Origin of the sequence: Pararhizobium sp. O133, from assembly GCF_051669845.1 — a bacterium.
Lineage (GTDB): Bacteria > Pseudomonadota > Alphaproteobacteria > Rhizobiales > Rhizobiaceae > Pararhizobium.
This window is the reverse complement of sequence record NZ_CP196426.1, coordinates 1,198,387-1,211,616: the sequence shown is the minus strand read 5'-3', so window position 1 is coordinate 1,211,616 and position 13,230 is coordinate 1,198,387. Positions and strand designations below refer to the sequence as shown.

Below are 13,230 nucleotides of genomic sequence, written 5' to 3'. Positions count from 1 at the left end.
GATGTTGGCGCCTCCAGATGAAACCATCGGACGGGATACGCTCGTCGTCATAGTTTGAGCGTAACAAAGGTCCACGCCCTTGCAGGCTGATTACAGCCGTCAAAAACAGGAGACATCCATGATCAGACATCTGCGAACCGGGCTGATGACGGCCTCGATCCTTGCACTTTCGTCGGGCGCGGCCTTCGCCGATTATGAACTGAACATCCTGCATATCAACGATCTGCATTCCCGCATCGAATCGATCAACAAGTCCGATTCCACCTGCTCGGCCGAGGAAGAAGGCAAGAACGAATGCTTCGGCGGCGTGGCGCGCCTGAAAACCGAAATCGAGCGGAAGCGCGGCGAATTGACCGGCAAGAATGTCGTGCTGCTGAATGCCGGCGACAATTTTCAGGGCTCGCTGTTCTTCACCACCTACAAGGGCGCGGCGGAAGCCGAATTTCTCAACCTGATGAAATTCGACGCCATGACAGTCGGCAATCATGAATTCGACGAGGGCGAGGACGGACTGACGACCTTCCTCGACAAGGTCACTTTCCCCGTCATCAGCTCCAACGTGCTGCCCGGCTTCAAGTCGAAGCTGAAGGACCGCATCAAGCCCTCGATCGTGCTCGATATCGGCGGCCAGAAGATCGGCGTCGTCGGCGCCGTCGCCAACGACACGCCGGAAATCTCCGCGCCGGGCGACGAGGTCCTGATCGGGCTCGATGTCGATACCATCGCTACCGCTGTCCAGGAACTGAAGGCACAGGGCGTCAACAAGATCATCGCGCTCACCCATGTCGGCTATCCCCGCGATCTCGCTGTCATCGCCAAGATCCCGGATGTCGATATCGTCGTCGGCGGCCATTCGCACAGCCTGTTGTCGAATACGGACGAGAAGGCTGAAGGTCCCTATCCGACAACGGTCGACAATCCCGGCGGCTACAAGGTGCCGGTGGTCCAGGCCGGATCCTACAGCAAGTATCTCGGTGACCTCGTCGTCAATTTCGACGACAATGGTATCGTCAAATCGGCCAAGGGCGACCCGATCCTGCTCGATTCCAAGGTCAAGCCGGACGAGACGGTGCTGGCGCGCATCAAGGAACTCGGCAAGCCGATCGAGGACCTGAAGACCAAGATCATCGGCAAGACCGAAGCGGCGGTCGATGGAACGCGGGAATCCTGCCGCGCCAAGGAATGCGAAATGGGCGATCTCGTCGCCGATGCCATGCTCGACCGGGTCAAGGACCAGGGCGTGACCATCGCCATCACCAATGGCGGCGGCCTGCGTGCCTCGATCGACGCCGGCGATGTCTCGATGGGCGAAGCGATTACCGTCCTGCCGTTTCAGAACACGGTTGCGACGTTCCAGCTGAAGGGCGCCGATATCCTCACCGCCCTTGAAAACGGCCTGAGCCAGATCGAGGAAGGCGGCGGCCGCTTCCCGCAGGTCGCCGGCATGAAGTTCTCGTTCGACAAATCGAAGCCGGTCGGCAGCCGTGTGTCTGTCGTCGAGGTCAAGGAAGGCGAAGCTTACGCGCCGCTCGACGCCAACAAGACCTATACGCTGGTCTCCAACAACTACATGCGCAATGGCGGCGACGGCTATAGCGTCTTCAAGGCCAAGGCCATCAACGCCTATGATTACGGCCCGGGCCTTGAGACGGTGCTTGCCGATTATCTGACGGCCCATAATCCCTACAAGCCGATGACCGACGGCCGCATCACCGAAATCGCGGCTGCGACGCCTGCGGAACCCTCGACGCAGACGAGCACCGATCCTGCGGCCAATACCGATATGGCCGCAAAAACCGTGACGCCGGATACCAAGCCCGCCGAGACGACCACCACGACGGAAACGGCCACTCCGGAAACGAAGCCAGTGGCCGAGACACCGGCGGCGACAACACCGACAAGTGGGGAAACCAAGCATGTCATCGTCCGTGGCGATACGCTCTGGGATCTCGCCAAGGCCCTTTATGGCGATGCCGAACTCTGGAAAAAGATTGCAGAGGCCAACGGCAATCCGGTTCCCGAAAGGCTCGAAATCGGCACGGAACTGAAGATTCCTGCCAAGTAAGACAATATGTCTCTTGCCAAGCGACCGGTCCGGGGTTTCCCGGACCGGTTTTTCTTTTTATGTACGGCATGAACCATGAGACCGCCTCGCCGTATAACAGGCATGCCCTTAGACGCAGGATTTTCGAATGATGACGACTGACATGACCGCCCCGAACCATCCGCCCGTGAAATTCGGCAGGGTTGGCGTGCTGCTGGTCAATCTCGGTACGCCGGACGGAACCGATAAGGTTTCGATGCGGCGCTATCTGAAGGAATTCCTGATGGACCGGCGCGTGATCGAATGGTCGCCCTGGTTCTGGTATCCGATCCTGTTCGGCATCGTCCTCAACCGCCGCCCTGCCAAGGTGGGCGAGGCCTACAAGACGATCTGGAACAACGAGCTCAACGAAAGCTACCTGCGCACCTACACCCGCAACCAGGCAGAGACGATGGCGAGGTCCTTTGCCGGCCTGCCGAATGTCCGCGTCGACTGGGCGATGCGCTACGGCCAGCCGTCCATCCGCTCGAAGATCGAGGAGTTGCAGAAGGACGGCTGCGAGAAGATCCTGCTGTTCCCGCTCTATCCGCAATATGCGGCGGCGACCACGGCGACCGTCAACGACGAGGCCTTCAAGGCGCTTCTCAAGATGCGGTGGCAGCCGGCCCTGCGCACCGTCCCCCCCTATCACGACGACCCCGTCTATATCGACGCGCTGGCCAACTCGATCACCAGCCACCTGGCCGCGCTCGACTGGGAGCCGGAAGTGGTGCTCACCTCGTTCCACGGCATCCCCAAATCCTATTTCGACAAGGGTGATCCCTATTACTGCCAGTGTCAGAAGACCGCGCGCCTGCTGCGCGAAAAGCTCGGCTGGTCGAAGGACAAGCTGCAGGTGACCTTCCAGTCCCGCTTCGGACCGGAAGAATGGCTGCAGCCCTATACCGACAAGACCGTGGAAAAACTCGGCAAGGACGGCATCAAGCGCATCGCCGTCATCAATCCCGGCTTTGTCTCGGATTGCCTGGAAACACTGGAGGAAATCGCCGTCGAAGCGGCCGAGACCTTCCACCACGCCGGCGGCGAGAAATTTACCCATATCCCCTGTCTCAACGACAGCCCGGGCGGGATGGCCGTGCTGGAGCATGTGGTACGGCGGGAACTGATGGGATGGGCTTGATGCCCTTCCCTTGAGAAAAAAGCAAACAGCCCCGGATTTTCCACCAGTCCTTGCAAATAAGGCGCGCAACTGCCACGTCTTCTGCTAGAGCGTCGTTCAACGCAATGGACCAAGCTGGAGGAACCCGATGCCCCTGACAGGACTGGATATCGCCGTCATCGCCTTTGTGGTGCTCGTCGTCCTTGTACTCTTTGCCGGCATCAAGACCGTGCCGCAGGGCTATCGCTATACGGTCGAGAGGTTCGGGCGCTATACCCGCACGCTCGAGCCCGGTCTCAACGTCATCATTCCCTTCATCGACAAGATCGGCGCGAAGATGAACGTGATGGAACAGGTGCTCGACGTGCCGACGCAGGAGGTCATCACCCGCGACAATGCGAGCTGCGCCGCCGATGCCGTCGCCTTCTATCAGGTGCTGAATGCCGCTGAGGCCGCCTATCAGGTCTCCAATCTCGAAACCGCCATTCTCAACCTCACCATGACCAACATCCGCTCCGTCATGGGCTCGATGGACCTCGACGAACTCCTGTCGAACCGCGAGATCATTAACGACAAGCTGCTGCGTGTCGTCGATGAAGCAGTCGGTCCATGGGGCATCAAGGTCACCCGCGTCGAGATCAAGGACATCCAGCCGCCGAAGGACCTCGTCGATGCCATGGCGCGGCAGATGAAGGCCGAACGCGAGAAGCGTGCGCAGGTGCTGGAGGCCGAGGGTTCCCGTAACGCGCAGATCCTGCGCGCCGAAGGCGCCAAGCAGTCGGCGATCCTGCAGGCGGAAGGCCAGCGCGAAGCGGCCTTCCGGGATGCCGAGGCGCGTGAACGCCTGGCGGAAGCCGAAGCTAAGGCGACGAAAATGGTGTCCGAGGCGATCGCCGCCGGCAACGTCCAGGCCATCAACTATTTCGTCGCGCAGAAATATACCGAGGCGATGGCATCGATCGGCACCGCGTCCAACTCCAAGATCGTGCTGATGCCGATGGAAGCCTCGTCGCTGATCGGCTCGCTCGGCGGCATCGGCGCGATCGCGCGCGAGGTGTTCGGCGATGGTGGCGGCAGTTCGCCCTCGCCCATCCGGCAGACGACGCCACGCACCGGCCCGACCCGGAACCCTTTCGATACCGGCAGGCAGGAAGGCTGATCGATGATCGAGCGTATCGTTCTCGAACTCGGCCCCTGGAGCTGGTGGGTGCTGGGCCTTGTCTTGCTGGCGGCGGAGGTGGTCGCGCCCGGCGTCTTCCTCGTCTGGATCGGCATCGCCGCCATCCTGACCGGCCTCGTCTCGCTGGTCCTCTGGGAAGCCGGCTTCTGGGTCTGGCAGCTGCAGCTGGTGTTCTTTGCCATTCTTTCCATCGCCGCGGTCTTTGTCGGCCGCCGGCTGCTGGCGCGCTCCGGCAATGTCTCGGACGAGCCGCTGCTCAACCAGCGCGGCGCCAGCCTGATCGGCCGCACGGCGGTGCTGGAACAGCCAATCGCCGAGGGGCGGGGACGCATCCGGCTGGACGATACGACCTGGACCGTGAATGGGCCGGACCTGCCTTCTGGTACCCGCGTGAAGGTCATCGGCGCCAACAGCGGCCGTCTGACGGTCGAAAGCGCCTGAAACTGCTGAAATCGAAGCCGAAAACCATTTCCGAAAGGAATGGTTAACCACATCCGTTTACGGTTGCTCAACACTCGTAAACGGATTTCCGGGCATTCGGCATATGACGCAGTTCCAACCACGCACGAAGAGCACCCGCGTCCTACGCCCGGCGGCATGGCTTCTTGCCGGCTGCGCCCTGTTTTCACCACCGGCCGCCTTCGCCCAAGCGCTTCTCGCCCCGACCGACGACACAGCCGCCACGGCATCGGCGGCCACGCGGACCGGAACAGCCGCCATTCAGGCCGGCAACGCATCCCCGGAAACCACCGACTCGATCAGCACGGAGGCAGGCGAACCGCTGCTGACCGATCCCACCGTGGACGAGGATTTCGCCCGGACCAACCTGCGCGAAAACAGTGTCGATGGCCTGCGGCAGCAGCTCAATATCGCGCAGGATGCCGCCCCCGGCATTCGCCTCGGCAGCTTCATCCTCAAGCCGACACTGGGGCAGACGTTCAACTTCGAAAAGACCAAGACCGGCAGCGACACGGAAAGCCGCAGTTATCTCGAAACCGGATTGAAAGGCACGCTGACCTCCGACTGGTCGCGCCACGAACTGGCGATTACCGGCGGAGGCACATGGCAGCGCAACGTGTCCGGCTCCGGCGAGACCGAGCCGACCGCGGATTTCGAGGCCACACTTCGTCTCGACATCAGCAATGACACGACCGGGACATTGAAGGCCGGTTACCGTTTCGAACGCGAAGACGCCGATGACCCGAACGCGGTCGCCAATGCAACCTCTCAATCGAACGTGAACCAGTACACGCTCGGGGCCGGCATAGAGCACGATTTCGGCATCCTGCGTGGATCGGCCAAGGTCGATTTTGATCGCTATACCTATGGCGACGTGGATCTCGACAATGGCATGAGCCTGTCCCGGGAAGACCGTGACCGCAACGAGGGTGCGTTGACGCTACGCGTCGGCTACGAGCTTTCACCTGCGCTGATGCCATTCCTCGAAGCATCCGCCGGACGGTCGATCTACGACCTGCGCCAGGACACGCTGGGCTTCGAACGATCCTATGACAATTACGGCCTGCGGGCCGGCATCGAGGCCGATCTCGGAGAAAAGCTGACGGGCGAAATCGCGCTCGGTTACGAGACCTACCGGTTCGATGACAGCCGCCTCGACGAACTGGGCGGCGTTACCATCGATGGCCTGATCAACTGGTCGCCGCAGCGCGGCACGAATATCACCTACGGCATCTCGACGGGCCTCGAGCCATCCACCACGCCCGGCGAAAGCGGCGCCATGACCTATACGCTCTCCAGCAACGGCACGCATGAACTGCGGTCCAATCTCCTGGCACGCTGGTCGAACAGCCTGACCTTCCGCAATTATCCGTCCGGCGGGCCTTCCGAAGACGAGAAGGTCTGGATGACGGGCGCGGGCCTTACCTGGGACGTCAACCGCACGCTGGCGCTGACCGGCGATGTCAGCTACGAGCGCACCACGCGGGACACAGGCCCTTCCACGGACACCGCCCGCGTCGGCGTCGGCCTGACACTGCGGCGATAGGATCAAACATTCTTCAAAACGAAAACGCCCGCTCGCACCCATGCGAGCGGGCGTTTCGTTTCAACCGGAGCGTCTTACTTCAGGCTCTGGAGCAGGCTCTTCAGCGCACCCTCGACACCCGGGCGAATATCGGCGCGCGCCAGCGCAAACGCGACGTTGGCCAGGATGAAGCCTTCCTTCATGCCGCAGTCATAGGTCGTGCCGCGAAAGTGGTAACCGGCGAAGTCCTGGTTCTGGGCAAGCTTCAGCATGCCGTCGGTCAACTGGATCTCGTTGCCGGCGCCGCGCTCCTGCGTTTCCAGGATCGAGAAGATTTCCGGCTGCAGGATGTAGCGGCCGTTGATGAAGAAGTTCGACGGCGCGGTGCCCTTGGCCGGCTTTTCGACCATCTTGGTGATTTTGAAGCCGCCGCCGACGGGATCACCCTTGCCGACGATGCCGTATTTATGCGCCTGGTCGGGATCGCATTCCTCCACAGCCAGCACGTTTCCGCCGGTCTGCCCGTAGAGCTCGACCATGCCCTTGAGGCAGCCCTTTTCCGAAGACATGATCATGTCGGGAAGCAGGACCGCGAAGGGCTCGTCGCCCACCAGTTCGCGCGCGCACCAGACCGCATGGCCAAGCCCGAGCGGCGACTGCTGGCGGGTAAAGCTGGTGCTGCCGGCAACCGGCAGGATGCTGTCGAGCAGCGTCAGCTCGGCGTTCTTGTTGCGCTCGCGCAGGGTCTGTTCCAACTCGACCTGGATGTCGAAATAGTCCTCGATGACCGCCTTGCTGCGGCCGGTAACGAAGATCAGGTGTTCGATGCCGGCATCCAGCGCCTCGTCCACCACATATTGGATCACCGGCTTGTCGACGACCGTCAACATTTCCTTCGGGACAGCCTTGGTGGCGGGCAGAAATCGCGTTCCAAGACCGGCAACGGGGAAGACGGCCTTACGAACTTTACGCTTGTCAGTCATTGACATCTCCAGGATCACAACACTGTGATTTAAAACGGAACAGTTGGCTATCAATAGGCTTTAGATGGCAAATTGCTATTTTTTTGCAAAGGAGGACGGCACAAGGCATTCATGGTAAAGATTTTGTTGACTTCATTCTCGTAGGATTCTGATTCTGGCGGTTGCCTTCCCGGCAAACCGGCTCGAAGATGGGACCACGTGCATGTAGTTGATGCATGAAGCTGGCTCTTAGACTGTAAATTTGCGCCTCTCCTATTCAGCCACGGTGGCTGCGGAAGGGTGCCGAGCAACGGAAACGACAGCTGATGACAAAGACCTCGAAAAACCTCCTTTGCCGTGCCGCCGCCGCGTTCATGACGGCTGCCGCCCTGTTTGCCGCTTCGCCCGCTTCCGCCGACGAAGGTTTCACAACCTGGATCAACAGCTTCTATGCCACGGCGGCCAAGAGCGGCATCACCAAGGCGACTTATCGACAAGCCTTTGCCGGCGTCAAGACACCCGATCCGGACGTGTTGCAGAAAGCGGCCTATCAGCCCGAGTTCAAGCACAAGATTTGGGAATATATCGACAGCCGCGTGAACCCCTATACGCGCAAGATCGGCCAGGAAATGGCGGTCAAGCATGGCCGCACGCTGGCTGCGCTGGAAAAGCATTTCGGTGTCGACAAGACCATCCTTCTGGCCATTTGGTCGATGGAATCCAACTATGGCGCGGTGCTGGAGAAAGACGACCGTCTCCATTACGTCCCCCGTGCGCTGGCGACGCTTGCCTATGCTGACCCGAAGCGGGCCAAGTTTGCCAAGACCCAGCTGATCGCGGCGCTGAAGATCCTGCAGAACGGCGATGTCGGGCCGCGTGACCTCAACGGCTCCTGGGCCGGCGCCATGGGTCACACCCAATTCATTCCGACCAGCTACCTGCTCTATGCGATCGACGCCGACGGCAACGGTCACAAGGACATCTGGAACTCCGTGCCGGACGCGCTGGCGACCGCCGCCAATCTTTTGAAGAAGAATGGCTGGCAGCCGGGACAGACCTGGGGCTACGAAGTCGCACCGCCGCGCGGTGGCGGCGACTATGCCGGCCAGACCAAGACGCTTGCCCAATGGGAAGCCCTCGGCTTCACCCGGCCGAACGGCAAGGGTTTCCGCAATGGCAGCACGCGCGCCGAACTGAAGATGCCCGGCGGCGCCGGCAGCCCGGGCTTCCTGATGACCAAGAACTTCTTCGTCATCAAGCGCTACAATGCGTCGGACTCCTATGCGCTCGGCGTTGGTCTTCTGGCCGACGAGATCGCCGGCTATGGCGGCATGCAGCAGGCCTGGAGCCGTCCGGACGGTTCGCTCGATATCAAGCAGAAGTTCGAGCTGCAGAACCGGCTGAAGGAACTCGGCTATTACGATGGCGAGGTCGACGGCAATTTCGGCTCCGGCTCCAAGGCCGCGATCCAGGCCTTCCAGAGCCGTAACGGCATGGCTGCGGACGGCGAACCGACCCAGCACCTGCTCAAGGTCCTGCGGAAGTAACCGGGCTGGCGAACGCCTTTTCTCAATTGCGGCGCAATCCGCATGCATCCTGCCGCAACGCCTTTCGCAAGAGAGGCGTTGCGTGCCTGTTGAGAAACGCAATCGATTTCCAGCCAGACAACCGCGGAACAGACGCATGAGCGGCAGACACAGCGACAGGACCGGTCTTCGATGGCTGCTCAACGCCCTCATCGTGCTTTCGATCGGGCTGACGGCACTGCTGATCGAGCCGCCGCGCCAGGCGGGTGCTCAGGAGCGACGAACCATTATAGACATGCTGTTCGGCTTTGGCCGCCGGCGTCCACCACCGGTCTATGATGACGTCCCGATCTACGAGCCACGCCAGCGTGAGCCGCAGCAGCAACGCCCGAGGACCAAGAAGGTCAAACAGAAGGCAAAGCCTGTTCCAGCCGAACCGGCGCCGGTTGTCGTCGAGAAACTGCCGGACGCGAAAAAGGTGCTGGTTGTCGGCGATTTCGTGGCGGCAAGCCTGGGCGACGGGCTGCAGACCGCGTTCGAGACCACGCCTGGCATCGTCATTGAAACTCGCGCCAACGGCTCGTCCGGTCTGGTGCGCGACGACTATTTCGACTGGCCCGAGAGCCTGCCCGCCTATATCGGCGAGGTGAAACCGTCCGTCATCATCGTCAGCCTCGGCGCCAACGAGCGCCAGCAGATGTCGATCGATGGGGCCAAGGAAAAATTCCGGACGGACGCCTGGCTTGCCGAATATACCAGGCGTGTGGGTACCTTCGCGGCGCTCGCCCGCAAGGACAAGATTCCGCTGCTCTGGGTCGGCATGCCGCCGTTCCAGTCCAACTCGATGACGGCCGACATGGTCACCTTCAACGGCATTTTCCGCACGGAAGCCGAAAGGGTCGGCGGCAATTTCATCGATATCTGGGACGGCTTCGTCGACGAGGGCGGCAAGTTCGTCATGACCGGCTCCGATATCAACGGCCAGCAGGTCCGCCTGCGCGGCTCCGACGGCATTAACCTGACCAAGGCCGGCAAACGCAAGCTCGCCTTCTATGTCGAAAAGGATATCCGCAAGCTGCTCGGCGAAGCCGCAGCGTCAGGACAGGACGTGCCCGGCGCCGACGGTTTGAAGGATCTGGTCGTCACGGCGCCAACCGCCAACGAGGATATCATCCAGACCCAGCCGATCAGCCTGGATGATCCCGATCTCGACGGCGGATCGGCGCTGCTTGGTGGAACAACAGCTCTTGCCGGCAACGGCAAGAGCCCGCGCGACAAGCTGGTCGAAAAAGGCGAAGTCGTCTCCGCTCCCGCTGGCCGGGTGGATGATTTCCGGCTGGCCAAGCCGGAAACCGTCATCAGCAATCCGGTGATCCGGAACTAATGCATCGTCATCCCGCTGAGGGAATGCGGGCGATGACCTTGATCTCGAAATCGAAACCGGCGAGCCAGTTCACGCCGATTGCCGTCCAGTTCGGATAAGGCGGCTTCTCGAAGATCGACTGCTTGACCGCCATGATCGTCCCGAACTGGTTTTCAGGATCGGTGTGGAATGTCGTCACATCCACCAGATCGTCCAACGTAGTGCCGGCGGCCGCGAGCGTCGCCTTCAGATTGTCGAAGGCCAGACGGACTTGTTTCTCGAAATCGGGTTCCGGCGTTCCATCGGCACGGCTGCCGACCTGTCCGGAGACAAACAAGAGATCGCCGGAGCGGATGGCGGCCGAATAGCCGTGCTCTTCATAAAGGGCGTGACGATCAGCGGGAAAAATTACCTGTCGTTCAGTCATGTTCGTTCTTTCCTTATTGGGCGGCCGTGGGGAGGTGTAATGCTTCACGGATGCCACGATCTCAGATACGGTACGTATGCAATGTGATGACATACGCAACGTATGTCAAATTAATATACGAAACGTATGTGAGATTCGAGATGGCGAAGCGTGCCGAAACGATGGAGCAGAACCGGACCAAGCTGATTGCCGCTGGGCGCAAGGCCTTCGCCGAAAAGGGATATTCGGCCGCGTCGATGGACGACCTGACGGCCGATGTGGGGCTGACGCGGGGCGCGCTCTATCACAATTTCGGAGACAAGCGCGGGCTTCTGGCCGCCGTTGTCGACCAGATTGATACGGAAATGGCATTGCGCGCGCAGGAGATCGGCGCTGGTGCGGCAGATCCCTGGCATGGTCTGCTGGCGGAAGGCGCTGCCTATATCGAGATGGCGCTGGATCCGGAAGTGCAGCGCATCGTCCTCCTGGACGGCCCCGCCGTTCTGGGGGATCCATCGCAATGGCCGAGCCAGAACAGCTGCCTGCAGGTGACCAGACGAACGGTGGAAAAGCTGATCGCGGATGGGGTGGTCAAGCCGGTCAATGCCGAGGCCGCGGCACGGCTGCTGAGCGGCGCAGCGCTTAATGCAGCCCTATGGATCGCGGCGAGCGACAATCCGCAGGATGTCTTGCCAAAGGCGGTCGAGGCGTTTCAGACTCTGGCTTCGGGATTTTTAGCCAAGGTTCGATAGTCCTCACGCCGAAGTCTTGTGACCGAGCGCTACATGGAGGGCATTGCACGGAATCAAAAGGCCGCTTGCGCAATATTCTGCACAAGCGACCCGTCCAGTAAGGATGGTGTTTACCGCGGCAAGGTCGTCGAGCCCATCAGGGCTTCATCGATCGCACGCGCGGCTTGGCGGCCTTCGCGGATGGCCCAGACGACCAGCGACTGACCGCGACGGACGTCTCCGGCAACCCAGAGCTTGTCGACCGAGGTCTTGTAGTCCTTGTCGTTGGCGACGACATTGGTCGAGCCGCGGCGGTCGGTGTTGATCGTCAGCTTGTCGCCGAGATCCTTGAGCACGCTGTTGGTGAACGGACCACTGAAACCGATCGCGATAAAGGCGAGATCGGCCTTGATGACGAATTCCGTGCCGGCGATCGGCTTGCGGCGTTCATCGACCTGGCAGCACTTGACGCCGGTCAGCATGCCGTCTTCGCCGACGAATTCAAGCGTCGCCACCTGGAACTCGCGCACGGCACCTTCGGCCTGCGACGACGAAGTGCGCATCTTGGTCGCCCAGAACGGCCAGACGGCAAGCTTGTCTTCCTTTTCCGGCGGCTGCGGGCGGATGTCGAGCTGGGTCACCTTGACGGCCCCCTGACGGAAGGCGGTGCCGACACAGTCGGACGCCGTATCGCCACCGCCGACGACGACAATGTGCTTGCCACCGGCCAGGATCGGGTCCGACGGCCAGCCGACGCTGTCGATGTTTTCGCGGCCGACGCGGCGGTTCTGCTGGACGAGATAGGGCATCGCGTCATGCACGCCAGCGAAGTCGACGCCCGGAATGCCGGCATCGCGCGGCGTTTCCGAGCCGCCGCAGTAAAGAACCGCATCATGCTCGTCGGTCAGGCTTGCGACAGTCTTATCGACACCGACATTGACGCCGCAGTGGAAGGTCACGCCTTCGCCGCGCATCTGGTCGACACGCCGGTCGATGAAGTTCTTCTCCATCTTGAAGTCCGGAATGCCATAGCGCAGCAGGCCACCCGGCTTGCTTTCACGCTCGTAGACATGGACTTCGTGGCCGGCGCGGGCGAGTTGCTGGGCAGCGGCCATGCCGGACGGTCCCGAACCGATGATCGCCACCTTCTTGCCGGTCTTGGTAAAAGCCGGCTGCGGCACGATATAGCCCATTTCATAGGCCTTGTCGGCAATCGCCTGCTCGACGGTCTTGATCGCGACCGGCGCATCCTCGAGGTTCAGCGTGCAAGCTTCCTCGCACGGCGCCGGGCAGATGCGGCCGGTGAACTCCGGGAAATTGTTGGTCGAGTGCAGGTTGCGGATCGCCTCGTCCCAGTTGCCGTTGTAAACGAGATCGTTCCAGTCGGGAATCTGGTTGTGAACCGGGCAGCCGGTGGGGCCGTGGCAATAGGGGATGCCACAGTCCATGCAGCGCGCCGCCTGTTTCTGCACTTCCGGGTCCGACATCGGGATTGTGAATTCGCGGAAATGCCGAATGCGATCCGAAGCCGGCTGATACTTCGCCAGCTGCCGGTCGATTTCCATGAAACCTGTAACCTTACCCATGTCTTCACCCCTGCTCTGCTGTTTCCAGCGACTATTTCAAAAGGCTGTCATGCTTAATCAGGTTTATTCGCTCCAGTCAGCGAATGGATTAAACCTGCTCCACATCGCCTTCCGTGCAGCTTCTTCGGCAGGATGGATCGTTATAATCCCATCTTTTTCCTGACGAATGATGATTTCATTTCCTTCAAGGAAGAAGTCATCCGGAAGTGCAACAAGACGGCGTTTGCCCTCTCTAATAATATTACTCTTGCGTTCTTTCGATTGCGGTCCCATCGGCGCCTCCGTCATG

At 60.9% G+C, this 13,230-nt stretch carries 12 protein-coding genes; 8 read left to right on the top strand and 4 right to left on the bottom strand.

Annotated features, from left to right (window positions below; genetic code table 11):
- The first annotated feature begins 118 nt into the window (after positions 1-118).
- From ACST81_RS05555 to ACST81_RS05535, 5 genes are all read left to right on the top strand, one after another.
- Positions 119-2,065 carry a 5'-nucleotidase C-terminal domain-containing protein gene (locus ACST81_RS05555; RefSeq protein ID WP_438751859.1) on the top strand — a complete coding sequence of 649 codons (1,947 nt, stop codon included), beginning with the start codon at positions 119-121 and terminating at the stop codon, positions 2,063-2,065.
- A gap of 127 nt (positions 2,066-2,192) precedes the next feature.
- Positions 2,193-3,224 carry a ferrochelatase gene (hemH, locus tag ACST81_RS05550; RefSeq protein ID WP_438751858.1) on the top strand — a complete coding sequence of 344 codons (1,032 nt, stop codon included), beginning with the start codon at positions 2,193-2,195 and terminating at the stop codon, positions 3,222-3,224.
- A 133-nt stretch (positions 3,225-3,357) separates the two neighbouring features.
- Positions 3,358-4,362, top strand: coding sequence for an SPFH domain-containing protein (locus ACST81_RS05545; RefSeq protein WP_438753392.1), 1,005 nt, complete (start codon positions 3,358-3,360; stop codon positions 4,360-4,362).
- Between the two features lie 3 nt (positions 4,363-4,365).
- Entirely contained in the window at positions 4,366-4,824 is a 459-nt protein-coding gene (locus ACST81_RS05540; RefSeq protein WP_438751857.1) for an NfeD family protein, read from the top strand.
- Between the two features lie 103 nt (positions 4,825-4,927).
- Positions 4,928-6,388, top strand: coding sequence for an outer membrane beta-barrel protein (locus ACST81_RS05535; protein ID WP_438751856.1), 1,461 nt, complete (start codon positions 4,928-4,930; stop codon positions 6,386-6,388).
- A 74-nt stretch (positions 6,389-6,462) separates the two neighbouring features.
- Here ACST81_RS05535 and galU read toward each other — a convergent pair whose 3' ends face one another.
- Positions 6,463-7,350: a UTP--glucose-1-phosphate uridylyltransferase GalU gene (gene galU, locus ACST81_RS05530; RefSeq protein WP_438751855.1), complete on the bottom strand. Its 888-nt coding sequence runs from the start codon at positions 7,348-7,350 to the stop codon at positions 6,463-6,465.
- Positions 7,351-7,655: 305 nt separating this feature from the next.
- On the opposite strand from galU, the gene ACST81_RS05525 reads away from it, so the two are divergent.
- Together ACST81_RS05525 and ACST81_RS05520 are read left to right on the top strand one after the other, a co-directional pair.
- Positions 7,656-8,876 (top strand): lytic murein transglycosylase, encoded by a 1,221-nt coding sequence (locus ACST81_RS05525; protein WP_438751854.1) that lies wholly within the window; start codon positions 7,656-7,658, stop codon positions 8,874-8,876.
- Positions 8,877-9,012: 136 nt separating this feature from the next.
- Positions 9,013-10,239, top strand: coding sequence for an SGNH/GDSL hydrolase family protein (locus tag ACST81_RS05520; protein ID WP_438751853.1), 1,227 nt, complete (start codon positions 9,013-9,015; stop codon positions 10,237-10,239).
- Between the two features lie 7 nt (positions 10,240-10,246).
- On the opposite strand, the gene ACST81_RS05515 is transcribed toward ACST81_RS05520, so the two are convergent.
- Positions 10,247-10,645 carry a RidA family protein gene (locus ACST81_RS05515; RefSeq protein ID WP_438751852.1) on the bottom strand — a complete coding sequence of 133 codons (399 nt, stop codon included), beginning with the start codon at positions 10,643-10,645 and terminating at the stop codon, positions 10,247-10,249.
- Positions 10,646-10,785: 140 nt separating this feature from the next.
- On the opposite strand from ACST81_RS05515, the gene ACST81_RS05510 reads away from it, so the two are divergent.
- Complete coding sequence (locus tag ACST81_RS05510; protein ID WP_438751851.1) at positions 10,786-11,376, top strand: TetR/AcrR family transcriptional regulator; 591 nt, start codon at positions 10,786-10,788, stop codon at positions 11,374-11,376.
- 110 nt (positions 11,377-11,486) lie between these two features.
- Here the strand turns inward: ACST81_RS05510 and ACST81_RS05505 are convergent, their stop codons facing one another.
- Positions 11,487-12,941: a glutamate synthase subunit beta gene (locus ACST81_RS05505; protein WP_438751850.1), complete on the bottom strand. Its 1,455-nt coding sequence runs from the start codon at positions 12,939-12,941 to the stop codon at positions 11,487-11,489.
- A 63-nt stretch (positions 12,942-13,004) separates the two neighbouring features.
- Complete coding sequence (locus ACST81_RS05500) at positions 13,005-13,229, bottom strand: hypothetical protein (protein ID WP_438751848.1); 225 nt, start codon at positions 13,227-13,229, stop codon at positions 13,005-13,007.
- Position 13,230: the final 1 nt, after the last annotated feature.

Coding starts and splice junctions, on each gene's coding strand:
- ACST81_RS05555 (WP_438751859.1), top strand. CDS start 119: ATGATCAGACATCTGCGAACCGGGCTGATGACGGCCTCGATCCTTGCA.
- hemH (WP_438751858.1), top strand. CDS start 2,193: ATGATGACGACTGACATGACCGCCCCGAACCATCCGCCCGTGAAATTC.
- ACST81_RS05540 (WP_438751857.1), top strand. CDS start 4,366: ATGATCGAGCGTATCGTTCTCGAACTCGGCCCCTGGAGCTGGTGGGTG.
- ACST81_RS05535 (WP_438751856.1), top strand. CDS start 4,928: ATGACGCAGTTCCAACCACGCACGAAGAGCACCCGCGTCCTACGCCCG.
- galU (WP_438751855.1), bottom strand. CDS start 7,350: ATGACTGACAAGCGTAAAGTTCGTAAGGCCGTCTTCCCCGTTGCCGGT.
- ACST81_RS05525 (WP_438751854.1), top strand. CDS start 7,656: ATGACAAAGACCTCGAAAAACCTCCTTTGCCGTGCCGCCGCCGCGTTC.
- ACST81_RS05520 (WP_438751853.1), top strand. CDS start 9,013: ATGAGCGGCAGACACAGCGACAGGACCGGTCTTCGATGGCTGCTCAAC.
- ACST81_RS05515 (WP_438751852.1), bottom strand. CDS start 10,645: ATGACTGAACGACAGGTAATTTTTCCCGCTGATCGTCACGCCCTTTAT.
- ACST81_RS05510 (WP_438751851.1), top strand. CDS start 10,786: ATGGCGAAGCGTGCCGAAACGATGGAGCAGAACCGGACCAAGCTGATT.
- ACST81_RS05505 (WP_438751850.1), bottom strand. CDS start 12,941: ATGGGTAAGGTTACAGGTTTCATGGAAATCGACCGGCAGCTGGCGAAG.
- ACST81_RS05500 (WP_438751848.1), bottom strand. CDS start 13,229: ATGACGGAGGCGCCGATGGGACCGCAATCGAAAGAACGCAAGAGTAAT.